Annotated in this window: 18 protein-coding genes; 11 read left to right on the top strand and 7 right to left on the bottom strand. The window is 55.3% G+C overall.

Going from position 1 to position 23687, the window contains the following annotated elements:
- Positions 1-546, bottom strand: coding sequence for a hypothetical protein (locus GGR27_RS11005; RefSeq protein ID WP_168037500.1), 546 nt, complete (start codon positions 544-546; stop codon positions 1-3).
- Positions 547-810: 264 nt separating this feature from the next.
- Complete coding sequence (locus GGR27_RS11000; protein WP_168037499.1) at positions 811-1623, bottom strand: hypothetical protein; 813 nt, start codon at positions 1621-1623, stop codon at positions 811-813.
- 257 nt (positions 1624-1880) lie between these two features.
- On the opposite strand from GGR27_RS11000, the gene GGR27_RS10995 reads away from it, so the two are divergent.
- Together GGR27_RS10995 and GGR27_RS10990 are read left to right on the top strand one after the other, a co-directional pair.
- Positions 1881-2717 carry a phosphatidate cytidylyltransferase gene (locus GGR27_RS10995; protein ID WP_168037498.1) on the top strand — a complete coding sequence of 279 codons (837 nt, stop codon included), beginning with the start codon at positions 1881-1883 and terminating at the stop codon, positions 2715-2717.
- Between the two features lie 105 nt (positions 2718-2822).
- Positions 2823-4112 (top strand): hypothetical protein, encoded by a 1290-nt coding sequence (locus GGR27_RS10990; RefSeq protein ID WP_168037497.1) that lies wholly within the window; start codon positions 2823-2825, stop codon positions 4110-4112.
- Positions 4113-4272: 160 nt separating this feature from the next.
- Here the strand turns inward: GGR27_RS10990 and GGR27_RS10985 are convergent, their stop codons facing one another.
- The 4 genes from GGR27_RS10985 to GGR27_RS10970 form a co-directional block, all read right to left on the bottom strand.
- Positions 4273-5661 (bottom strand): leucyl aminopeptidase family protein, encoded by a 1389-nt coding sequence (locus GGR27_RS10985; protein WP_168037496.1) that lies wholly within the window; start codon positions 5659-5661, stop codon positions 4273-4275.
- 220 nt (positions 5662-5881) lie between these two features.
- The gene (gene mltG, locus GGR27_RS10980) at positions 5882-6910 is read right to left on the bottom strand and encodes an endolytic transglycosylase MltG (RefSeq protein ID WP_168037495.1); all 1029 of its coding nucleotides are present in this window, start codon (positions 6908-6910) and stop codon (positions 5882-5884) included.
- 153 nt (positions 6911-7063) lie between these two features.
- Entirely contained in the window at positions 7064-7885 is an 822-nt protein-coding gene (gene panB, locus GGR27_RS10975) for a 3-methyl-2-oxobutanoate hydroxymethyltransferase (RefSeq protein ID WP_168037494.1), read from the bottom strand.
- Between the two features lie 137 nt (positions 7886-8022).
- Positions 8023-9552 (bottom strand): sulfatase, encoded by a 1530-nt coding sequence (locus tag GGR27_RS10970; RefSeq protein WP_168037493.1) that lies wholly within the window; start codon positions 9550-9552, stop codon positions 8023-8025.
- Between the two features lie 209 nt (positions 9553-9761).
- On the opposite strand from GGR27_RS10970, the gene GGR27_RS10965 reads away from it, so the two are divergent.
- From GGR27_RS10965 to holA, 4 genes are all read left to right on the top strand, one after another.
- On the top strand, positions 9762-10937 hold the full coding sequence (locus tag GGR27_RS10965) for an aspartate aminotransferase family protein (RefSeq protein WP_245184614.1): 1176 nt from the start codon (positions 9762-9764) through the stop codon (positions 10935-10937).
- A gap of 790 nt (positions 10938-11727) precedes the next feature.
- Entirely contained in the window at positions 11728-13536 is a 1809-nt protein-coding gene (locus GGR27_RS10960; RefSeq protein ID WP_168037492.1) for a T9SS type A sorting domain-containing protein, read from the top strand.
- Positions 13537-14254: 718 nt separating this feature from the next.
- The gene (locus GGR27_RS10955) at positions 14255-16066 is read left to right on the top strand and encodes a T9SS type A sorting domain-containing protein (RefSeq protein ID WP_168037491.1); all 1812 of its coding nucleotides are present in this window, start codon (positions 14255-14257) and stop codon (positions 16064-16066) included.
- A 211-nt stretch (positions 16067-16277) separates the two neighbouring features.
- On the top strand, positions 16278-17291 hold the full coding sequence (holA, locus tag GGR27_RS10950; RefSeq protein ID WP_168037490.1) for a DNA polymerase III subunit delta: 1014 nt from the start codon (positions 16278-16280) through the stop codon (positions 17289-17291).
- Between the two features lie 5 nt (positions 17292-17296).
- On the opposite strand, the gene GGR27_RS10945 is transcribed toward holA, so the two are convergent.
- A complete protein-coding gene (locus tag GGR27_RS10945; RefSeq protein ID WP_168037489.1) occupies positions 17297-17884 on the bottom strand; it encodes a Uma2 family endonuclease in 588 nt (195 codons plus the stop codon).
- Between the two features lie 267 nt (positions 17885-18151).
- Here GGR27_RS10945 and htpG point away from each other — a divergent pair, with 267 nt between their 5' ends.
- The 5 genes from htpG to hemF all read left to right on the top strand — a co-directional run bounded on the left by htpG (position 18152) and on the right by hemF (position 23558).
- On the top strand, positions 18152-20044 hold the full coding sequence (gene htpG / locus GGR27_RS10940; RefSeq protein WP_168037488.1) for a molecular chaperone HtpG: 1893 nt from the start codon (positions 18152-18154) through the stop codon (positions 20042-20044).
- 650 nt (positions 20045-20694) lie between these two features.
- A complete protein-coding gene (locus GGR27_RS10935) occupies positions 20695-21309 on the top strand; it encodes a thioredoxin family protein (RefSeq protein WP_168037487.1) in 615 nt (204 codons plus the stop codon).
- 129 nt (positions 21310-21438) lie between these two features.
- Complete coding sequence (locus GGR27_RS10930; protein ID WP_168037486.1) at positions 21439-22005, top strand: UbiX family flavin prenyltransferase; 567 nt, start codon at positions 21439-21441, stop codon at positions 22003-22005.
- A gap of 55 nt (positions 22006-22060) precedes the next feature.
- Positions 22061-22417 carry an arsenate reductase family protein gene (locus tag GGR27_RS10925; protein WP_168037485.1) on the top strand — a complete coding sequence of 119 codons (357 nt, stop codon included), beginning with the start codon at positions 22061-22063 and terminating at the stop codon, positions 22415-22417.
- A 235-nt stretch (positions 22418-22652) separates the two neighbouring features.
- On the top strand, positions 22653-23558 hold the full coding sequence (gene hemF, locus GGR27_RS10920) for an oxygen-dependent coproporphyrinogen oxidase (protein WP_168037484.1): 906 nt from the start codon (positions 22653-22655) through the stop codon (positions 23556-23558).
- Positions 23559-23687: the final 129 nt, after the last annotated feature.

The following is a 23687-nucleotide window of genomic DNA, read 5'->3' as shown; positions in this document are numbered from 1 at the left end:
TTAGTACTCCGTCACGCCCAGCTTGAGGTCGAACGAACCGTCCCGCAGTTCGGGGTTGCTGTCGTCCCGCTTGTCGGAGGAGAATTCCCCCTTCAGCGCGCCGGCGGCATCGATGTTATCGAAGCGGATGAAGCCCTGATAGGTCATCTCGTCGGTGCCTTCGTAGTGGGGGCAGTAGATGCTGCCGCTCATCTCCGTGCTGGTAATGGTGATGGTCGCCGGGGTTAGGCCACGGCCTACGTAGTTGATCTGACCGGCCGCCTTTTCCACGGGCAGGTCCTTCGCGCTGATGGTGATAACGGTGGTGCCGTCTTCACTGGCGCGCGCCATGTCCAGAAAGTTGCTGCCGGGGTTAGCGCCCTCGTAAGTAAAGACGCTACCCGGTCCGTAGGTATTGGGGAGGGTTTTGAAACTCTGCGCCTGACCGTCGACCTTGAAGGAAATCTCCTGGTCGGCGATGCTGGGGTAGATGTTTTCGTACTCGTTCTCGCAGGAGAAAAGACCGATGGCGAGAAAAGCGAGGAGGGAGAAAGTAAGCTTGTGCATGGGAAAGGTGTTGAAGGTATTTACGTTAGGTCCCCTAAGATAAGGGTTTGTAGTTAGTGGATGAAGATATTGCCGCCGTGCGTATCGCAGGCCCCAACTTTAACTATTGACGTTAAAGATGGGACGACCGTTAGGGATGTACGTGATTTATTCTGATTTTTAACTTTTTCGTATTTCTTCCGGCGGGCCCCGTAAACCCAGCCCCACTATATTTATACCCTGCATCAACGACCGCGCCCTTACTTTGCTAAGCAACCTAAGCGGTCATAAACGCTGCCGCTTGAAATAATAGCGCATTTCCAAACCCAATCGTGCCTCGATGAAAACCTCGAGCGCCCAGTTTGCGTGGCCGAATAAGCCAGCGGAAAAACGTTCGGAAAGTTGGTACTGAAAGCCGGCCGTAAGGGACAATTCGGGGTTGAGTGACAAGGACTTCTTGATGCGGAGCCCACTAAAAAGATTTGTCTGCCCGCTGCGACCGTCATATACGTTAGTTCGCGTTTCCCCTTCATAGTATAGGTAGTTCATCAATGCTACACCCAGAAAGGGTCGGAAGCGGTAGGTGCGTAGAAAGGTATACTGAAACCCTAATTCTAGGGTGATCAGGCGTTCTTCAGACGTATTGATCGTCCGCAACTTATTCTCCGCCAAATCAGCGAAAGGATCTCGATTTAGCTTTAACGTCGACTGATAGTAGCCGAGCGTACCGTGCAGCAGCCCACCCCAATTCAACTGCCGTGCTAACCCAAGGCGGGGATAAATTGCACTGTGCCGAGTGTAGGAGCCCCGAACGCCCTGGCGATCGTCACCAAATACGACCTCACCATCCGGCAAGAAAAACCTGACACCACCTTCGCTCAAGCGAGTGCTGTGGGTAAACGTTTCGTTGGCCCGGCCCCAAAATTTGTTCGTAGCCGTCACGCCCAGCGCCCCGGTGATCTTCCAGCTTCCGCGAAGCAGCCTCCTCAGCACGGGTAAGTCACTCTTAGCATTCGGTGGTGGAATATTCGTATAGTCCTGACCGACACTGATGATTTTTGCTGGCACCACCGTACCGGCTGGGATTGAATCAAGCATAGTCTGAGCACACAGGGGCGTGAAGAATGACACCAAGAGTGAGCACGTGAGTAACGGATAATGCATATCACAAAGTTAGGCCATACGTGATGTCGATGGGTGCCAGTCTTACGGGCCTTTTGTTCCGTACGCAATAATATTACCGGGTCCGAAATTTATTTGAAAGACTCAAAAAACCTTCCCACGGTTGGCCACCAAATTTCGCACTTCCTTCCCTATCTTGCCGTTGGACAAAAAATATAAGCGCTATCGGTCGCATGCAAGGACTTTGGAGGAGGCTAACGACCGCCGTGATTTTCGTAGTGATCATGGTCGCGGGCCATTACACCGGCGAGATCACGTTCACGCTCATGTTCCTGTTCATCGCAGCCGGCTGCCTGTGGGAGTTTTTTGGCCTTACGCTAGATTTACACACGCGGCGCGATAAGATCCGCAAGGTGCTCGGTGTGCTGTTGGGTTTGGTGCCCTTCGGCCTCGTTGCGGCGCTCTCCCTGGGTTGGATCACCGATCCGGAAGCTTTCGTGGCCATCGCCAGCTTACTGTTCGCACCCTTTGTGTTCTCGATTTTCATCTACGAGTTGTACAGCAACAGCAAGGAGCCGTTCGCCAACCTGGCGTTCATGATCCTGGGGCTATTCTACATCGGCGTCCCCTTTGCCCTAGTTGATTTTATCGCTTTTGACGGGACTGAGTTTCGGGCGCGAATCGTGCTCGGTCTGCTCGTCCTGACCTGGGTCAACGACACCGGTGCGTACGTGACCGGCAACTTAATCGGCAAAACACCCCTGTTCCCACGCATCAGCCCGAACAAGACCTGGGAAGGAAGCCTCGGCGGCGTCTTTTTCTGCCTCGTTTTCAGTTACCTGCTCAGCCTCGTTTTCGACGACATTCCCGTCGGCCAGTGGCTGATCCTCGGTCTGATCGTCTCCGTTTTCGGGGGCATCGGCGACCTCGTCGAAAGCATGCTCAAACGCAGCGTGAACGTTAAAGACAGCGGCGATCTCCTACCCGGTCACGGTGGCTTGCTCGACCGTTTCGACGCGTTTATTTTTGTTGTTCCCTTTGCTGCGGCGTATATTTTGTATCTGCGGTAGGTAATCATTTGTGGGTGTGAAAGAAGTCTGTGGTCTGTGGTCTAAAGTACAATTACAATAGACCACAGACTTAAGACTCTAGACCCTAGACCAAAGACCCCATATTTGTCCACCAAAATAACCTCCGCCGACGACCTCCTCCACCTAGCCGGTGACGCCAAAACGCTCGAAGCCGGCCGCCGCTTATTCTACAGCAAACGCTGGCGGCTCGTGGGTGGCGACGGCCAGTGGCTCTGGGGCGAATTTCCGTTCGGCAACTCCGATAAAGCTTCCGAGACGGCCGTCGAACTCACCACCGGCCGCTACTTTTGCAATTGCCGCGGTCGCCAGCGCCCCTGCGCGCACGGGCTGGCGATCGTGCTGATGCTCAAGAACGATCAGGAGCGCATCACCGTCGGCCAGCCCCCGTCCTGGGTCCGCTCCGTGCAGCACCGTGCCACTAAGCCCCCCGCGCCGGTCAAAGACGATCTCGCCGCCACAGACCGGCGTTCCGACCGCATCGACCTGATGACGAGCGGCGTACAGGAGTTAGAACTGCGTTTGCTCGACGTGGCCCGCCGCGGCATTGCCGACACCCTGGCCCAGGGGCCGGACCCGTTCCTCTCCGCCGCCGCCCGCCTCACCGACGCCAAACTTCCCGGCCCCGCCGGCGTCTTTCGCCGCCTCGCCGCCCTCGGCCCCGACGGTAACGAAACCGACATCGCCCGGGCCCTGGGTGACCTGTACCTGTTCGTCCGCGCCTGGAAGAACCGCGACGAGCTACCCAAAGATCGTTACGGTGAGCTCGCCCAGTTCGCCGGCCTCAAACCCAAAAAGGAAGAAATTTTATCGCGCCCCGGTCGCAACGATCACTGGTTGGTCCTCGGCGTGGTAGAGGGGGCGGAAGATCGTTTACGCTTTCGCCGCGTCTGGTTGCGCGGAGAAAAAAGTAAGCGGTTTGCGCTGGTACTCGACTATGCCTTTGGGGAGATGCCCTACGAGCGGTCGTGGCCGCTGGGCGCTTCCTTCCAGGGGGCCGTTCACTATTACCCGGGCAGCTATCCGCAGCGGGCGGTGTTCCCCGCACCGACCCCCGGCGGCAGGCCGTACGATGGCCTGGTCGGGTACGAAGAAATCAAGCATTTGAAGGATAACTACCAAAAGGCACTGGCGCTCAATCCCTGGCTCTACGCCTACCCGGTCTACCTGGCCAACGTCACCCCGGTGGTCGGGGGGCGGGAAACACTCCTGGTCACGCCCAACGGGGAGACCCTGTTGCTGGACCCCAATTACGAAGGAAAATACCGCCTACTTGCGCTCAGCGGCGGCGGGTCGATTGCGGTATTCGGTGAGTTCAACGGTTATCATTTCAACCCCCTTAGCCTGATCGGGGGTGGTGGGATTTTAGCGGCGTGATAGATAACGTAGACACTTTTGCGCGGTCGCGGGTGCCGGGTCATTACGAAAGAAGCAGGGGCTAGTTGGTTCGTTGCGAAGGTGCGCTTGCCCTCCGCATGGTTCAATTTCATTCCCGGCTGTATTCTCCCATTTCTAGGCATTATGGCTCGCAGATGTTCTACCCCGCCAGCCCTTCCAACCACGTAATCAACAGCCGCATTCCGAACCCGGTGGCCTGCCGGTCCTTCGCAAAAGGCCCTTGCTTGATCCCTACGCCCGCAATGTCTAAATGGGCGAAGGCCGGGTGCTCGTCCGTAAAGAATTCCAGAAACTTAAAGGCATCGATCGCCCCGTTGATGGGCTTGCCGGTGAAGTTCTTGATGTCGGCAACGTCGCTGTCGAGCCCGGACCGGTATTCGTCCCAACCGGGCAGCGGCCAGACGCGGTCGCCGGAAGCATCGCCCGCCGTACGGAGCGCCGTTACGAGTTCCTCGTTTTTACTGATCACGGCCGCGCATTCGTAGCCAAAGGTCCGCACGGCGCTGCCGGTTAGGGTAGCGATGTCGAGCAGGTAGTCGGGTGAGTAGTGTTGATTACCGTAGCTCAGTCCGTCGCTCATTACCAACCGGCCCTCGGCGTCGGTGTCGATGATCTCGATCGTTTTGCCGGAGTGGCCGGTGATCACGTCGCTGGGCTTGATGCTGAGCGCGTCGACGCTGTTGTCCGTACACGGCACGATGCCGATCAGGTGGACGGGGAGGTCCAACTTGGCCGCTACTTCCATCATTCCGAATACGGCCGCCGCGCCGCCCATGTCGGACTTCATCAGGTGAAGATTCGCACTGCCTTTGATGCTGATCCCACCGGTATCGAAGGTGATGCCCTTGCCGATGACGACCACTCTCTTCGCTCCTCCGCTTTTTGACTTGGCACCAGCGCCCGCGCCACCGCCTTTATGCTCCATGATGATGAAGCGCGCCGGGTCTTCGCTACCCCGGTTAACGGCGAGTAGCGCGCCGAACCCTTCTTTCTCACAAGCCTTTTCGTCCAGCACTTTTACCCCGTAACCAAACTGCTTACCGGACGCTTTCGCCCAATCGGCCAAATACTGCGGCCGCTTGACGTTAGCCGGCGCGTCCACGAGGACCATGATGCGGAGCTGGGTTTCGGCGAGTGCCATCTCGTGTTCCGAAGCTTTCTTTAGTCCCTTCTCATCCCGCTTGAAAGATACCTGCGTACCCTTTTCCGCCAACGGATGAGACTCGACCTCGGACTTGTAGATATTTGGTCGGTAAGTCCCCAAGTACAAACCCGCCGCAAAAGCCGCCGCGAGGTCATTAGGAATTTCCGAATTGTCTACCTCCACCCGGCCGGTAAATTGCTTGGCTTCCCGGTGACTAAGCAGACGGGCTTGATAACGGACCTGGTGCGTTTTGGCGTCCTCCGGCAGACGGTAAACGTAGCCCAGCGGATCGAGCGTACGGAGGTAAGCGCCCGGTTCGAGCACGCCCCGTAGTTCGGAGGCATCGTGAGTAATCAAACGAATCCGGGTTATTTTGTCGGACATATATTCTTTTATTTAATACCGCTGTGGATTTGAACGCACTAAATGTGCACCATTGATGAAGTAACTACGATCAATTCAAATAAACGCAGAGAGCTACCAAATGCGGTAGCTCACCGCCGTTGCCGGCAGCGCAGCTAAATCAAGTATCGCATCTTGAGATTCGCATATCGCATATCGAAAACGTGGCTTGCGCAGTTTGCTGTATTTGTCATAAAAATCCCTAGCGTAATCCCCGCCGTCTCAGATTGGCGACGTAGATGGTGATGTTACGACCGTGGCCCGCGAGCGTCTCGGCGAAGTTGTGCTGGCCGCTCGTGTCACCCCGTGCGCAAAAATAAATGTAGTCGTGGGATTCGGGGTTCAGCACGCCGTCGATGCTGCCGAGGCTCGGCATGGCGATCGGCCCGGGCGGGAGGCCGGCGTAGACGTACGTGTTATAAGGGTTGTCGAATTCGGTATGGCGATTGAGTACGCGTTTTACGCCAAAGTCACGCGTAGCAAAAACGGCCGTCGGGTCGGCCTGGAGCGGAATGCCCCGGTCGAGACGATTGAGGTACACCCCGGCGATGCGCGGCTGCTCGGAGGCTACGAGGCTTTCTTTTTCCACGATGCTGGCCAGCGTGTACACTTCGGCCGGGCTCAGGCCGAGCGCGGCGGCCTTTTCCCGGCGACCGTCCGCGTCCCAAAACTTGTCGTGCTCAATGACCATACGCTCCATGAACTCCCGCGGCGTGGAGTGCCAGTAGAGATTGTAGGTATTGGGGATAAAGAGTGTGTGGAGCGTTTCTTTCGTGTAGCCGAGGCTAGTTATGTATTCTTCATCCTGCATCAGACGCACGAAAGCGAGGCTATCCGGCTCCAGAAAACGGGCCACTTTGGCGGCTACGTGTTCCGGCTCCCGCTCGACGTTCAGGACGACGTTGGCCGTGCCCCGCTTTCCGCTACGGAGCGCACGGATGAGGCCGACGTAACTCAGCCCGGGCGCAAGATCGAAGCGGCCGGTCCGCATATCAGCCCTTTTGTAAGCCATGCGCTCGGCGAGCGGATCGAAAACGGTCCGGTTCGGTTCAACGCCTTCCAAGGCTAAAATATTCATCACGCCTTCATAATCGGTTCCCGCAGGAATGGTGACGGTCACCGGGGCGTCGAGACTTTTGGGGACGGCAGGGATAACCATTACCTGGTAGTAGGCGGAGCCGGCTAGGGCGATGACGGCCAAGAGTAGGACTAGGGCTATTTTTTTTATCATCCTGGTGTTTTAGGTTGTTGGGCGGTAGGCGGAATTTGTAGGCGGTAGGCGGTAGGCGGTAGGTAGGTAGGCGGTAGGTGGATTGGACTCAAAATGTTCACGCCTCCAAAGTGCGGATCCCTACCGCCTACCGCCTCTCTTCCTACCGCCTAGTTAGTACTGTTCTTTCTCGTTGGGGAAATCCTGGGCTTTGACGTCGTTTACGTAAGCTTCGGTGGCTTCCTTGATCACGTCGAACAATTCCGCGTAGCGGCGCAGAAAACGGGGGTGAAAGTCTTTGGTGATGCCGAGGAGATCGTGCGTGACGAGCACCTGCCCGTCGCAGTCGACGCCGCCCCCGATACCGATGGTGGGGATACTAACGGACTGGCTAACCTTTTTGGCAAGCGCGGCGGGAATTTTTTCCAGAACTAAGCCAAAACAACCCAATTCTTGGAGCAACTTAGCATCTTTCACCAGGCGGCGCGCCTCCGCCTCTTGCTTGGCCCGCACGGTGTAAGTACCGAACTTATAGATCGACTGCGGCGTCAGCCCGAGGTGGCCCATCACCGGAATGCCGGCGGAGAGAATGCGCTTGACGGACTGCGCTACCTCCGCGCCGCCTTCCAGCTTCACGGCGTGACCGCCCGACTCCTTCATGATGCGAATGGCGGACTTAAGTGCCATTTTACTGTCGCCCTGGTACGTTCCGAAGGGTAGATCGACGATCACCAACGCTCTTTTGACGGCCCGCACGACGCTACTGGCGTGGTAGATCATTTGGTCGAGGGTGATCGGCAGCGTGGTCTCGTGGCCAGCCATGACGTTACTGGCCGAGTCACCGACGAGCAGCACGTCCGCACCACCTTCGTCGAGGATACGGGCCATGGAGTAGTCGTAGGCGGTTAGCATGGCGATCTTTTCCCCGGCGGCCTTCATTTGGCGAAGGGTGGAGACGGTGACGCGTTTGGCTTCAATTTTTTTGTGAACGGACATTTTTGGTCTTTGGTCTGGAGTTGCTGGTCTTTGGTCTGGAGCCCGTAGTCTATGATCTGGAGTCTGTGGTCTGTGATCGCTAGTCTGTAGCAACGGTACCGTAGACTGTAGACCAATTACCATAACCGGGGGCAAAGTTATACTATTGGGCGGGGATGCGTTAGTTTCTCCTCCTGGGGCTTTTCACGCCGATTTCTTGCATCCAGCCCCGGAGACTTTGACGGAGGCGGCCGTTCCGGCGGGGTAGCGAGCATGAGGCTCTCGTCGGGGAAAGTAGCGAGGTTGTAGTAGGTGGTGGAGTCGTTTTCGTAGTCGAGGTAGAGTTTGAAATTACCGCTACGGACGGCGGCGGCGGGGGTGCCTCCCTGGGCGGAATAGTGGGGAAAATACCAGTAAAGATTCCGCGCGGGCAACGTGCCGCCGGTCAGGAGTGGAAGCAGGTTCACGCCGTCGGCACCGTTGTACGCGCGGGGGTTGCCAACCGCGGCGGCAACGGTGGGGAGAATGTCGTTGGTGATCACGGGGGTCGAGCTGGCATTCGTCCCCGCAACGCCCGCGGGGTAATGAAGGATAAACGGGACGCGAATGCCCCCCTCGTGGAGGTGCCCTTTACCACCGCGCAGAATGCCGTTATCCGTGGGTGGCGTGTAGCGACCTAAGTTACCGTCGGCGCGAACGTGCAGCCCACCGTTGTCGGAGACAAAAATAATCAGCGTGTTCTCGAGTTGGTCGGAAGCTTCCAGATGGGTGAGTAGACGACCGACGTTTTCGTCGAGCGTGGAGACCATCGCGGCGTACTCCAGGATGGGGAAGGCGCGCCGGTGGGTGCTGTCAATCAAGTCGCGGTAGTGGTTCACCCAGTCCTTCCGCCCTTCAATCGGGACGTGGGGGGCGTAGTAATTCAGGGAGATGAACCAAGGGTCCCCCGCCCAGTCGTCCATAAGGTCAATGGTCTTATCGGTCAGTGCGTCCGTGAGGTAGTCGCCGGGTTCGGTATCCGCTGCGAGCTCCGGGAAGGGTTCACCGGAAAAGAAGGGGTGGTAAAACGATTCAGGAAATGCTTGAGCCCCGCTGGCGTAGGTGACGTCGTAGGCTTGCTTTTCGGGCGAGAACTTACCGCCGCCGAGGCCCCACTTACCGACGTGCGCGGTGCGGTAGCCCGCGCCTTTGGCTACTTCGCCGAGGGTCGTGAAGCGCGCGGCCAAACCGCTGGCGGTGCGGGGCGGAATGAGTTTCTGGCGGGAGTTAGCGGCAGGCTTGGTGAGTTCACCCGTCAGACCGGTGCGGGCGGGATAGAGGCCCGTTTGGATACTGGCGCGAGAAGAAGAACCACCGGGGGCGGCGGCGTAGCCCTGCATGAATTGTAAGCCGTCGCGGGCCAGGCGGTCGATGTTGGATGATTCGATGAGGTAAGAGCCGTAGCAGTTCAAATCGGCCCAACCAAGGTCATCGGCTACGATCAGGAGGATATTTGGCCCTTCAATTTTATCGGCCAAGGGCGCCCCGATAGCTATCGGGGCGGGTGCCAGGTCGGGGGTACAAGCGCAGAGAAGGTGGGCTAGCACGATCAGGTAGCCCACGGAGGTTCTGGGGAATGACGACGCCCGGAAAGCGGAGAGTGGCATGTAAGGGTTGATCAGGAAGAAAGCGTTAATTGTGGGAAGCAAGGTAAACCAAACGTTCTGATTTTGGGTATTCCGCCCGCCTGGCTGACGAACTTCCCCTGCTTCCTCCCAATTTCCCCGGCACCCGCGACCGCGCACCATGAGTGAGTACAATTCGTTAAACCCCACCACTCGTCAAGTTACCTTTGTGGCTCAGAAAAGCCTCTGGCCTAATGGTGTCAATACCACAGACTAGAGCCCAAAGACCAAAAATGCGCGCCAACTTCCTAGCCCACGTAGCCCAGACCTCCCCCGCCCCGATGGCCCTCGAAATCGCCGGCGGCCACGGTTGTTACCTGACGGATACGGACGGCCGCGATTACCTCGACCTCATCGCCGGCATCGGCGTCAGCGTGCTGGGCCACAACAATCCCGTCGTAGTGGACGCGGTGAGGGAACAGGCCGGAAAATACATGCACACGCTCGTCTACGGCGAATTCATCCTGGCCCCCCAGGCCGAATACGCCCGCCTGCTGGCGGATCACCTGCCCGCCAACCTCAACAATGTTTACTTCGTCAATTCCGGCACGGAAGCCACCGAGGGTGCGATGAAGCTGGCCAAACGCGCCACCGGCCGCCGGGAGATCATCTCGGCCATCCGGAGTTACCACGGGAGCACCCAGGGGGCGGCGAGTTTACAGTACCCCCACGATTTTACGGAAGCTTTTCAACCCTTGCTGCCCGACATCGCGCACCTCGATTTTAACTGCGACTACTGCCTCCACCGCATCACCGAAAAGACGGCCGCCGTCATCCTCGAGACCGTGCAGGCGGAATGGGGCATTCGCAAGCCGCGTAGGGAATGGCTCCGGGCCGTCCGGGAGCGCTGTACGGAAGTCGGTGCGTTACTCATCTTCGACGAAATACAGGCCGGCATGGGCCGCACGGGCACCCTCTGGGCCTTTCAGCAGTACGACGTCACGCCCGACATTCTGTTGCTCGCCAAAGGTTTTGGCGGCGGCATGCCACTCGGTGCCTTCATCGCCCGGCGGGAGGTGATGCAACTGCTGACGGACGCGCCCGTGCTCGGGCACATTACTACTTTTGGCGGCCACCCGGTGAGTTGCGCGGCGGGCCTGGCTACGTTGAAGAAACTGGTGGGGGGTGAGGGACTAATTGAATCCGTCAAACACAAAGAGGCTCTTTTTCACGAGCTACTCGTCCACCCGAAGATCAAGCAAATTCGCTCCGCCGGTCTCTGGATGGCGGTCGAGTTATCCGATTTTGACGAAGTGCGCGCCACCATCAAAAAGTGCCTCGATCTTGGCCTCATCACCGACTGGTTCTTATGGAACGAGCGAAGTTTACGCATTGCGCCGCCGCTGATCATTACGGAGGAGGAGATTCGCCAAGCCTGCGCGATCATTCTTAAATCCCTGGAAGATTAATCGGTAGCCTGTCGTAGAGCCTTGATGATTCGCGGCTAAGGAACCAAGCACCACTTCCCGAAGCACCTAGCGACCACAATGGGCGGGGCACGGTGTGGGTGTAGTGACTGAAAATTGCGGCTTGCAGTGCCCGGATGAATGAGGTAGCGGTTTCGCTTTGACGATACTCGTTTAGTGCACCGGGGCACTTAGTTCTTTGTCCACGGGTCCACACTACCGGACATTTTCAATTCGAATCGGACGCTTGGAGGACTCGAAACCTCTCGCTACGCTTCAGTTTCGATACGCTCCAAGGTCCTCAAATCCTATTTGAGAACTCTGGAGCGTCCTCTGCCGTGAAGCCGCAGGCGAAAATGTTGAGGTCCTCCGGGCGTCCGGGGGAAAATGTCCAGTAGAATGCCGCGGGTCACTATTTTAACGTAACGTTCTAAACCTGAAACCGCCCTTTACTGTAAACACCTACAAACTGTCATCCTAAACTCATTCGAGGTGCAGCGGCTTCCCGTTCCCATTCTTGACCACACAAATTACCCTTAGGCTTCTTCTCGGCAGGTACATTTGGTTGAGCCTCCCAGAGCCCTCATCCCCTGACTTCATTATTTCGTACCTACTGCGTAATAGTATTATAGCCTCCCCTCAAATTGCGATAAGATACAGAAAGCGTACTGGACGTTAGCGTGGAAAAGCGCGTCGAATTGATGCGGCTACTTGATTTCAAAATTTTTGCCCGCCGTCATTTTTGGGAGTGGGTTACCCGTCTTACACTACAACAACTGAAACATTAAACACGATGAAACACCTCTTTACCCTTTTACTACTGCTCCCTTGCCTCCTTGTGGGCCAGACGCAGATTGGTATGGCCATCAGCGGCGCCACCGAAAGAATTGAATCCGGTCAGTCCGTATCATTATCGGCGGACGGTAGCCGAGTAGCCATCGGCGCGCCCGGCAACACGAATAACGGGAATGATACCGGAAGCCAAGGCCAACTGGAAATTTACCAACAAACTGCTTCCGGTAGTTGGACACGAATCTTTTTCATCAGCGGGCTTGCAACGGGTGATCAATTCGGTCGGTCAGTTTCGCTATCCGCAGACGGTACGCGGGTGGCCGTGGGATCACCCTTCAGCGATGTTAATGGTAATAACGCGGGGCGCGTTCAAATTTTCACGGAAATTGGCCCCGGTAGTTGGCGACCACTCGGACAGCCCATTCTCGGAGAATCCGCAATCGACCTTTCGGGCTTTTCCGTCTCCTTGTCCGCGGACGGCAACCGGGTAGCCATTGGTGCTTATCTGAACGATGCAGGCGGTAGTACCGGAGGTGATCGGGGCCACGTACGGGTGTACCAGGCACCCGCAACAATGTCGGGAACTTGGACCCAGTTTGGCGTCGACATTGATGGTACCGTCGACAACGGTTTCTTTGGCGTATCGGTCTCACTGTCCGATGACGGTAGCCGGGTAGCGGTCGGGGCAGAACGTGGCAATGGTACTGTTAACGGTGCGGGTAGCGTACGCGTCTTCGAGGAACCGGCTGCCGTGTCCGGCAACTGGGCTCAAGTCGGCCCGACCCTCGACGGGCAGGCTTTCAACGATCGGTTCGGCCGCTCCGTTTCGCTTTCCGGGGACGGTAGCCGGGTAGCGGTGGGCGCACCGAACGCAAGGGGTGCCGTACAGAGTGGCGTAGTGGAGGTTTATGATTACGCGAGTGGGGGATCGATCGGGACCTGGACGCAGGTTGGCGCGGACATCACGGGAGAAGCTTTTGGCGACCGGTTCGGTAATTCCGTTTCGCTATCCGGTGCGGACGGTAACCGCCTGGCGGTTGGCGCACCCACTAATGACGGCACCGGAACGGATGCCGGCCACGCACAGATTTACGATTTTCAGGGGGGTACCTGGATGCAGTTCGGTTCGGACATTGACGGGCAGACTGCTGACGACCGGTCGGGGACTTCCGTCGCGCTGGCTGCGGACGGTAGTACACTAGCTACCGGAGCGCCATTCAACGATAATAATGGCGAGAATGCCGGTGAGGTACGAATCTACGATTTAGGTGCGGTCGTCCTTCCCGTCGAGCTAATCTCCTTTACCGCCGCCGCCAACAAAAAGTCCGTCGTACTGGACTGGCTCACCGCCTCGGAAACCGATAATGCCTTCTTCGATCTTGAGCACTCTCCGGACGGTAGCGAGTGGGCCGAAGTAGGAACCGTCATGAGCGACGGAGACGGTGAGTCCGAACAAGCTTACCGGTTCGAGCACCGGCAACCCGTCACGGGGGTTAACTACTACCGCCTGAACCAGACTGACTTCGACGGTACGTCAACGCGTTCGGACGTTATTTCGGTTACTTTCGGAGTTGCCGAGGAGCGGGTGTCGGTGTACCCCAACCCTAGCCCGGGTGGTCTCATCAATATTTCCTTATCCGAAGGCGTGCAAGTTTCTTCCGTGCGTCTGTTATCGATGGAAGGAAAGTTGATACACATGCTTGCCGGAACCACGCGGAGCATTAACCTAACCGGACTCCCGGCAGCTATTTACCTACTGCAAGTTGTTACGCCGCAAGGGATACTTAGGGAACGTGTGGTCGTCAGGTAATCACGTACTACCCTTCTGATGGGCATAAGGGACACGGCGTAGTAACGTCGTGTCCCTTTATTTTCCGGTGTGTTTATCTCAGACGCTCAGGTTGCGGCTACGTCAGTCACCTCGATAGCTTGGATATTGCTAGGGAATCAGCCAAACCAACCCTTGTTCGGGGTGGCCTCTTGGCCGAGAGCGGATTATCTTGTCTCGCGGCTACTCCGTAATTTTATTTCAGTCAGGATCGGCAAATCATCTTCTGGGGGAAGTAACGCTTGCACCACTGTACGCAAAGGACACCGAAGAGAAGCGTACACTGGTCGGACAATAAATTTGCAACAGCCCGCAAATCCTGAACAGACGTCATACAGCTCAACAGGAGTTAAACAGGGCACGTAGTTATGGCTGTATGCGTAATCCGACACTGCATCCGAACCAGATACTACACTACCATTTAGCCCGTTGGTCGCACTAATAAAACCAACCCAGTTCCACTAAGGAGTGCTTCCCGACGGACCATCTCACCCTTTCATTTTCAAGGTAGTGATGTCGTGTTTCGTTGAAATCGTTATGTAGAACGCCCTTAAATACGTTTAAACACTATTTACGTAACATTACTTTAATTTTTTTCTTTCTCGCTTAATACTTGCGGTTGACCAAACATATCTACTTTTGAGCCGGTACTTAGATGAGCAACCGATATTCGGTTGCCATTCAGAAAAACAAACCTCTTATGAGACTAATTCTACTATTACTATTGCTCCCCTGTGCCTTGTTCGGTCAGGTTCAAGTCGGCATGCCTTTCGGCGGCGATGATGCGGGCCTACAGGCCGGCCGTTCCGTATCCATCTCCGCAGATGGTACTCGAGTAGCCGTTGGCAAACGGGGCGAGCTCCAAAGCACTGATGAGGAAGGTAACGTTACAAGTAACGGCGATATCGGACAGGTAGAGATATTTGATTACGACGTAGTAACTGGTTGGACACAAACCGTAGTTTTTTCAGGAACGCTCCAGGGCCAAGCTTTTGGTGAAAGCGTTTCTCTTTCCGCGGACGGTACCCGGGTAGCCATTGGAGCGCGTCTCAGCGATAGCAATGGCGATGATTCCGGTAGCGTACAAATTTTCGGACAAGATACCGATGGTAGCTGGGTTCGGTTGGGCGATCCCATTGATGGCCGCGTAGCCGGTGACCGCTCTGGCGCTTCCGTCTCACTATCCGCTACCGGTGGCCGGATAGCGATTGGCTCACCCCGCAACGGAACCGGAGCTTTCGTCCAGGCTGGCCTAGCGAAGGTTTATCAGTACGGTGAAGTAGCTCAATCATGGGTGCAGGTTGGTGGCGATATTCGCGGCGCTAGTTCGGATGATAGAGCCGGCACTTCCGTATCACTGTCCGCAGATGGCAGCCGGGTTGCGGTTGGAGCCCCCCGCTCTAACCTAGCCGGTGGATTTGGTAACGTACAGATATTCGAGTCGCAGGGTACGAATAACCCCTGGACGCAGGTCGGTCAGACCATCGATGGAACGGAAGAAACTGATTTGTTTGGTTTTTCCGTTTCGCTAGCCGCAGACGGTAGCCGGGTGGCAATCGGCGCGCCTTATCCTACCGTGAATACCACGGACAATGGCAAGGTAGAAGTGTATAACTTCGCGACCGGAACTCCAGATTCATGGACACAGTTTGGTTCGGACATCATTGGAGAAGGTCCGGGCGATCGCTTCGGTGCGTCCGTTTCGCTGTCTTCCCCAAGTGGCGACTTTCTGGCCGTCGGCGGACGTCGCAACGATGGTAACGGTACCGATGCTGGTCACGCACGAGTTTACGAAAGTGTCGAAGGTGCTGCCTTTGCCCAAATCGGTAATGACATCGACGGAGAAGCAGAAAACAATCAATTCGGTTGGTCCGTCTCCTTATCCGCGAACGGTGGATTTTTAGCGGTGGGCTCACCTTTTGATGCCTCCAACACCCCCGCCGGTGGCAACGTTAGGGTTTTTGAGATAAACGCTCAGGCTATGCCTATTGAGTTAGTTACATTTACCGCCACCCCCAGCAAGAAGTCGACTTCACTGAGCTGGTTGACAGCTAGTGAAGAAGGTAACGAGTACTTCGACCTGGAGCACTCAGCGAATGGTAGCGAATGGGCTGAGATCGGTCGCGTCATGAGTAAGGGTAGCAGTAATTTCGACCAATCTTACGAATTTGAGCACCGGCAGCCCGTTACCGGCATCAACTACTACCGCCTCAAGCAGACGGACTTTGATGGTACTTACACGCGCTCGGAAGTGATTACGGCAAACTTTGGTCAGCTATCTGATCAAGTATTGGTCTACCCTAACCCGAGTCCTAAAGGGCTCGTCAATGTGTCTCTCTCCTCAACACTGGAAGCTACTTCCATGCAGTTGATTTCTATGGAAGGTAGAGTTTTACGGACCCTCCCCGGAAACGCGCGGAACATCGATCTAGCCGGTTTCCAGGCAGGAACGTACATCCTACAGATCGATACGCCAGCGGGTAGCCTGCACGAGCGTTTGATCGTTCGGTAATTATTTGCACTTCGCGAAAAGATATCTTGGACACGGCGCTACGGCACCGTGTCCTTTTTTTGTGAGCTAATTTGCCGATAATATTTTCCTATTTCCACACTAGCTCCACCAGCGGTGAGTTCAGGCACGCAGTTTGTCTAAGTGCTCAAAGTCATGGTTTGTAGCACTACCGCCTACTAGCCTACCGCCTCCCCTGACCTACCTTCGCGCCATGGACTTCCCCTCCCTAAAAAAAGCCCTCAGGGCTAAAGATTTTCAACCCATCTATCTTTTCCACGGGGAAGAAACCTACTTCATCGATCAGTTAGAAGCGGACGTGCAACGCTACGCCCTGCAGGAACACGAAAAAGCTTTCAATGAGACAATTGCCTACGGTAAGGACACCGAATACCTCCAAATCGTCGACGCCGCCCGCCGCTTTCCGATGATGGCGGACCGGCAACTAGTTATCCTCCGGGAGGCGCAGGATATGCGTTCGCTCAAGCAACTCGAAGCGTACGCAGCTAAGCCATCGCCGACGACCGTGCTGGTGATCAGCCACAAGCACAAGAAGCTCAACGCGAGCACGAAACTATTTAAGAACATCAAGGCAAACGGGGTCGTCTTTGAAGCGAAGGCGCTTTACGACAACAAGATTCCCAACTGGATCAATAACTACCTCAAGGGTAAGAAATACAACATCGACCAGGCCGCTTCCCAGCTACTGGCGGAGTTCCTCGGCACCTCCCTCAGCAAGATCACCAACGAGATCGACAAGTTGATCATTAACCTCAAGCCGGGTACGACGATCACTACGGCCATCGTCGAGGAGCAGGTCGGCATTAGTAAAGATTACAACGCTTTCGAGCTCCAGCGCGCCATCGGGATGCGGGACCACGTCCGGGCCGCGCGGATCGTTAATTACTTCAAGGCCAACCCCAAGGCCGGGCCGCTGCCGATGATTACGGGTAGTTTGTACAACTACTTCAGCCGTGTATTCCAGGTAATCGAAGGCTTGGCCAAACGGACTTCGAAGCAGGAACTAGCCAAGCAGGTAAAGGTTAACCCGTACTTCTTCGACGAGTACGTTACCGTGGCGCGAAATTTCCCGCAGGCGAAGATGCCGGGGGTTTTTGCGCTGCTGCGGGAGTATGATTTGAAATCCAAGGGGGTGGATTCTAATCTGGCCGGTAAGGGGGAAAATGAGTTGTTGAAGGAACTGGTTTATCGCTTACTGGCGGTTTAAGGAACCTACTTTTTAGCTGCTTTTATAAACTCCACATTCTCGTATAGCTCGCTCAAGCGTATGGTTTCGTGCGTGCATTCGATGGGGATTACTGCATTTGGATCCACATAATTATCTATCCTCATCAGATCGTTCCGCCGGCGAAAGACGAATACTTCAAATTTCTCCTGACTAATTAAAACGTATTCTTGAACTGAAGGTACACTAAAGTAGTGCGTCATTTTTCCACCTCTATCGTAATCGCCGCTGTCCTCACTAGTGACTTCCACAATTACACAAGGATTGACTACCGCACCCGTCAGCCGCTCACTTTCGACGATTTTGGGGCAAGCAAGGCCCGCGTCAGGATAGACATATTGGCCATCTAATTTGACTTCTACCTTCATCTCCGAAGTGAATGGAACACAGGTGCCTCCCCTTTTGGCCGCACCCCTCAGTGCGCTATAGGCGTTACCGCAGATCAGTGTATGGTTAATCGTTCCACCCGCCATGGCGTACAGAACGCCATCATAATATTCATATCGGACATCATCTTGCTTTTCAATAGCTAGGTAGTCATCCAATTCCACGTGCGAGCGCTGCGGCTGTCCCATGAGTTATAAATTTGAAATCAAGGTACGGGTTTTAGGGCGCGGTCGCGGGTGCAAGGTTGTTTTCTTTTTTAGCCACAAAAGCACACAAACACAAAAAAGAACCGTCCTTACTTATCGTTCCCAGTTGTGTGCTTTTGTGCTTTTGTGGCCCAAAACCTTTGCTCCTACGTGGTTTTCCTTTGCACCAGCGACCGCGCCAAAAAGTCAGTCAAAAAGTGATGGCCTACCCTTTGCATTTACACCCACCTAACGAAAAACATGACAACTATGCAGAAAGGTAATATTTCGGTACAGACCGAGAACATCTTCCCGATTATCAAGAAATTTCTCTATTCCGACCAGGAAATTTTCCTGCGCGAATTAGTCTCTAATGCCGTAGACGCGACGAGCAAGCTGAAGACGCTGAACCGCAAGGGCGAATTTGCCGGCGAGATCGGTGAGGAGACGATCGACATCATGATCGACAAAGAAGCTAAAACGCTGACGATCCGCGACCGTGGAATTGGCATGACGAAAGAGGAAGTCGAGAAGTACCTTAACCAGGTTGCGCTTTCCTCCGCCCAGGACTTTGTGGACAAATACCAGGACGACGCTAGCATCATCGGCCACTTCGGACTTGGTTTCTACTCCGCCTTTATGGTGGCTGACAAAGTTGAAGTCCAGACGTTGAGCTGGCAGGAGAACGCCGAGCCCGTCCACTGGATTTGTAAGGGTGACCCTAGCTACGAGATTGGCGAAGGCAACCGCGATTTCCGTGGCACCGACATCATTCTCCACATGTCCGAAGACTGCGAGCAGTACCTCGAAGACGATGAGATCGAAGGCCTGCTGAACAAATACGCCAGCTTCCTGGCCGTCCCGATCCGCTTCGGCACCAAGACGGAGACGACCTATGAAGAATCCGACGTAGCCGTCATCGAAGGCGAAGAGAAGCCCGAACCCAAGAAGATCGAGACGGAAGTCGACAACATCGTCAATAATACCAACCCGCTCTGGAAAAAGAATCCGGCCGAGTTGACGGATGACGATTACAAAGACTTCTACCGCGAGCTCTACCCCATGAGCCAGCCGCCGATGTTCTGGATCCACCTCAACATCGACTACCCCTTCAACCTGACGGGCGTCCTCTACTTCCCCAAACTCGCCGGCGGCATGGAGTTGCAGCGGAATAAGATCCAGCTCTACTCCAACCAGGTCTACGTCACGGACGACGTGAAGGAGATCGTACCCGAATTCCTAACCCTCCTGCACGGCGTGATCGACTCTCCGGACATCCCGCTGAACGTCAGCCGCTCCTACCTCCAGGCGGATACGAGCGTGAAGAAGATTACTGGCTACATCACCAAGAAGGTAGCAGAAAAGCTGAACGATCTTTACAAATCAGACCGGGAAGATTACGAAAGCAAGTGGTCCGATCTCGGCGTGTTCGTCAAGTACGGCATGATTTCCGAAGACAAGTTTTACGACAAGGCAAAGAAATTCGTCCTGCTCGAAAACACGGACGGTAAGAAGTTTACGCTCAAAGAGTACCGTGAGCGCATCACCGAGAACCAGACCGATAAGCACGGCCGCATGGTCGGTATTTACACCGCCGACGTCGAGAAGCAGCACACGCTCGTCAAAGGCGCTACCGACCGGGGTTACGACGTGCTGACGTTGGAACACACCATCGATGCGCCGTTCATCCAAGCCTTGGAGCAGAAAGAAGACAAAGTGACTTTTGTCCGTGTCGACTCCGCTACGCCCGACCAACTCGTCCAGAAAGACGAGGCGAAGGAGAACCTGCTGAGTGAGGAAGAGACGACTACCGTAAACGAACTCTTTTCCGGCATCGTCGGCGACAAAGGTTCCGTGGAAGTCAAGCCGCTCGATACGACCGACGCGCCGGTGCAGATCGTCCGCCCCGAATTTATGCGCCGCATGAAGGAAATGCAGATGATGCAGGGCATGGACGCCAGCATGTTTCCGGATATGTACAACGTGATCGTCAACGCCAACAGCCCGGTGGTGAAGGAGAGCCTGCTCGCCAACGCCGACGAAGGCGCGCGGGCGGAGAACGCTACTTACCTCTACCAACTTGCTCTACTTAGCCAGCAGATGCTGACGGGTAAGGCGCTTACGGACTTCGTTGCGCGGAGCATGAAGATGATGGGTTCGTAGGTAACGGACTGACAATTAGCGCATTCAACATGGCCGCTTTCCGGAAAGGAAGGCGGCCATTTCTAATTTTGAGCCACCAGTGTCAAAAGTTCTAAATAAATACTACAAAATTTTTAGTCTCTACGTACAAATTAGCGACACATAATTCGGCACTACTCGGCTTTACCCAAAACTTACCTTTACCGTTAGCGAATTTTCGCTAATGCTTTGGTTCTACTCCAGAACGAGCTCGGCCACAAATTGTGACCGGGCTTTGCGTCGTCCGTCTAGATGGTAGCACTGACAAAAAAGACGCCTTAGCCCCACGAAGAAGAGCTCGGCAACCCAAATTAGTTACCCCGCCATCGGGACCTACTTATACCCCCGTGTTTCACGGGCGCGTCTCCATCTCTCATTTTAGTGTTGCCACTGGCCGTACCACCAGTGTGACGTGTGCGTAAGTGTGTTGTTTTCTTTAAGCCGCGGACAAATTGTCCGCGGCTTCTTTTGTTCCCGGTGTGCATCCATGCTTACTGTCTGCCGTAAGATTTCTGGCGCATTTATAATAGACGAGTGTGTTCGCTGCTGCAACGCGCCACATAAAACAAGCCCCCACCCCACCGGTTGTTACATCGACCACCATACCGAACCAGCTACCCCACCCGCCCCTAATGACACCCCTCCGTACCGCCCTGCTTTCCGCCCGCCCCTACCCTACCTACCGCCAATTCCTTACCACCTTGCTGAAGGACAAGGGCAGGACGACCGGAGATAATCAGTCCGAGCTTTACCTGAAAATCGCCGATCTGAACGAAGCGCGCATGGACCGGCTCGACAGAAAAAACCGACTTACGGAGGAATTTCGGTCAGGCCTCACCAGCCTCAAGAAAAGTTATACCCTCCTCGTCCTAACCGAAGGCTGGTGTGGCGACGCCGCTCAGATCGTCCCCGTACTGAATTGGGTCGCCGAAGCCAGCCCCCGCGTACAACTCGTTTGCGCACTCCGCGACGAAAATATCGGCCTGATCGATCAGTACCTGACCGACGGCGGCCGTTCCATCCCCAAAGTGCTGTTCCTCGAAACCGCCACGGAGAACGTTCTGGCCGCCTGGGGCCCACGGCCGCTCATCGCACAGACAATATCCACACAGTACCGACGCGAGCCGGAACCTAAAGAAGACTACGAAACGCACCAACTCGAATTACATAAATGGTACGCGCGGGATAAAACCATTTCTACCCAAAAAGAATTGATGGAGGTGTTCGATTGGCTGGAGAGTGATTAACACCCATTGCTTACTCCGGGTTAGACGAAATTAATGCCGCCAGTATTTTACACGAGCGATGATGATCAGCTAGCTACTGCAATGACCTCGAACCAGAGACCACAGACTTCAGACCAAAGACCACAAAACTTGCGCAAGAAAAAACTAGTCATCGCCATCGGCGGCAGCTCCGGCAGCCTCTACGCTAAGCTCCTCCTCGATCGATTGACCAAGCTCTCCGACCAGTGGGAAGCCATCGGCGTCGTCATGACCGACAACGGCCGCTACAACTGGAAACTGGAGCTGGGCGACTTCTCAGAAGATCTGTACCCCGATTTCACTTTCTACGGAAAGAAGGATTTCATGGCCCCGTTCGCCTCCGGCTCCGCCCGCTACGACACGATGATCGTTTGCCCCTGCAGCATGGGCCTGTTGGCACGCATCGCTACCGGCGTTAGCGCCGACCTAATCACCCGCGCCGCCGACGTGATATTTAAGGAACGCCGCCGGCTGATCGTCGTACCGCGCGAAACACCACTCAGTCTTATCCACCTCCGCAACATGGTGACCATCACCGAGGCCGGTGGGATCATTTGCCCCGCCATCCCCAGCTTTTACGGTGGCGCGGACTCCGTCGAAGAGATCGGCCTCACCGTGATTGACCGCGTGCTTGACCTTGCCGGCTTTGAGCTAGATACTTACCGGTGGGGAGAGTGAGGAAAAGAGATTAAGGAGTATAGAAAAAAGGATAATAGAACTAAGAATGGAAATTATGCGAAAGACTTACCAACTCAACACTTGTAATACTTGTCAAAGAATTCTCGGCGAATATGGCGAGCGGCCTAACCTAGAGGTAATCAACATTGGAGATCACCCGATTACCGAAGCCGAATTAGATCACATGAAAGACCTGGCGGGCAGTTATGAAGCGTTATTCAGCCGCCGCGCGATGAAGTACCGCAGTATGGGCCTGGCCGACAAAGTACTCGCCGAGGAAGATTACCGTCGGTTGATTCTTGAAGAGTACACTTTCCTTAAGCGCCCGGTGACTATTGTCGGTAAGAATATCTTTGTCGGTAATTCTAAGAAAGTGGTGGCGGCTACTATTGAGGCGTTGAACGGGCTGTGAGGGGCGCCTGTGGATATACTAGAAAAGAATAAAGAATATAGAGAAAGGAGAAAGAACATCGGAGTGGAGGTCTGGAGGTTCTTACAAAAGTGGATGATGATTTTTGATTGGGAAACAATTCACTGAATACTCTCCCCGAGTTCGCGCAGCGAGCGAGTGCAAAACTCTTTTCTCCTTCCTCTATATTCTTTCCTCCCCCCCCTCCCCCGCGATAAAAATTTTCCGAGCCAACAATATGAGCCCCAACAAAAAAGAAATCACCCAGTTCTTCAAGTCTCTCCAGGACGAAATCTGCCAATCTATCGCCGCCGCTGACGGTGGCACCTTCACGGAGGACGAGTGGAACCGGCCCGGCGGCGGCGGCGGCCGCGCCCGGGTGCTCAACGGTAACTACGTCGAAAAGGGCGGCGTCAACTTCTCGGCCGTCCACGGAAGCTTGCCACCCGCGGCCGCGCTGAGCCTTAAAATTGGGAGCGAGGAAACCAACTTCTACGCTACCGGCGTCAGCATCGTTTTACACCCAAAAAACGTGCACGTACCAATCATCCACATGAACGTGCGGTATTTCGAGCTCGACGGCGGTCGCTACTGGTTTGGTGGTGGGATCGACCTGACGCCTCACTACATCGTACCCGACCAGGCTGCCTGGTTTCACCAACAACTCAAAGACACCTGCGACCGCCACAACGACGCTTACTATCCCCGCTTCAAAACCTGGGCCGACGATTACTTCTACATCCCTCACCGCCAGGAAACCCGCGGCGTCGGCGGCATTTTCTTCGACCGCCTCGAACCCTCCACCGACGGTAAGACCAAGCAGGAACTGCTCGACTTCACCGCCGCCATCGGTCGGACCTTCGTACCCACCTACCTTCATTTGCTGGACCTCAACAAAGACAAGCCCGTAAGTGATGTGGAGACTCAGTGGCAGAAGATTCGGAGGGGTCGCTACGTAGAGTTTAACCTCGTTTGGGACCGTGGCACGAAGTTTGGCCTCACCACCAACGGCCGTACCGAGTCCATCCTGATGAGCCTGCCGCCCCTCGCCGGCTGGACTTACGACTACCAACCGGAGCCCGGTAGCCAGGAAGCCTTTACCCTGAATAACCTGAATAAAGGTATCGATTGGCTTGAGCGGTGATTCGTCAGTGCTCACCGGGTGCGTCTTTTGCGGATATTGTTTAGCAAAGACTCGCAGAAGTTAGCTGCGCTGCTGCCGAAGGCGGTCATCAGATCAGCAACTGGAAAAGCTTTCCCTACCTTAGCCCGA

This window comes from Neolewinella antarctica (assembly GCF_011927835.1).
Taxonomy (GTDB): domain Bacteria; phylum Bacteroidota; class Bacteroidia; order Chitinophagales; family Saprospiraceae; genus Neolewinella; species Neolewinella antarctica.
This window is presented reverse-complemented; position numbering and strand designations above follow the sequence as displayed.

Excerpts from the sequence above, each read along its gene's own strand:
- htpG (WP_168037488.1), top strand. The coding sequence starts at position 18,152 with ATGCAGAAAGGTAATATTTCGGTACAGACCGAGAACATCTTCCCGATT.
- GGR27_RS10965 (WP_245184614.1), top strand. The coding sequence starts at position 9,762 with ATGCGCGCCAACTTCCTAGCCCACGTAGCCCAGACCTCCCCCGCCCCG.
- holA (WP_168037490.1), top strand. The coding sequence starts at position 16,278 with ATGGACTTCCCCTCCCTAAAAAAAGCCCTCAGGGCTAAAGATTTTCAA.
- GGR27_RS10955 (WP_168037491.1), top strand. The coding sequence starts at position 14,255 with ATGAGACTAATTCTACTATTACTATTGCTCCCCTGTGCCTTGTTCGGT.
- mltG (WP_168037495.1), bottom strand. The coding sequence starts at position 6,910 with ATGATAAAAAAAATAGCCCTAGTCCTACTCTTGGCCGTCATCGCCCTA.
- GGR27_RS11005 (WP_168037500.1), bottom strand. The coding sequence starts at position 546 with ATGCACAAGCTTACTTTCTCCCTCCTCGCTTTTCTCGCCATCGGTCTT.
- GGR27_RS10945 (WP_168037489.1), bottom strand. The coding sequence starts at position 17,884 with ATGGGACAGCCGCAGCGCTCGCACGTGGAATTGGATGACTACCTAGCT.
- GGR27_RS11000 (WP_168037499.1), bottom strand. The coding sequence starts at position 1,623 with ATGCTTGATTCAATCCCAGCCGGTACGGTGGTGCCAGCAAAAATCATC.
- GGR27_RS10985 (WP_168037496.1), bottom strand. The coding sequence starts at position 5,661 with ATGTCCGACAAAATAACCCGGATTCGTTTGATTACTCACGATGCCTCC.
- GGR27_RS10960 (WP_168037492.1), top strand. The coding sequence starts at position 11,728 with ATGAAACACCTCTTTACCCTTTTACTACTGCTCCCTTGCCTCCTTGTG.
- GGR27_RS10935 (WP_168037487.1), top strand. The coding sequence starts at position 20,695 with ATGACACCCCTCCGTACCGCCCTGCTTTCCGCCCGCCCCTACCCTACC.
- GGR27_RS10995 (WP_168037498.1), top strand. The coding sequence starts at position 1,881 with ATGCAAGGACTTTGGAGGAGGCTAACGACCGCCGTGATTTTCGTAGTG.
- panB (WP_168037494.1), bottom strand. The coding sequence starts at position 7,885 with ATGTCCGTTCACAAAAAAATTGAAGCCAAACGCGTCACCGTCTCCACC.
- hemF (WP_168037484.1), top strand. The coding sequence starts at position 22,653 with ATGAGCCCCAACAAAAAAGAAATCACCCAGTTCTTCAAGTCTCTCCAG.
- GGR27_RS10925 (WP_168037485.1), top strand. The coding sequence starts at position 22,061 with ATGCGAAAGACTTACCAACTCAACACTTGTAATACTTGTCAAAGAATT.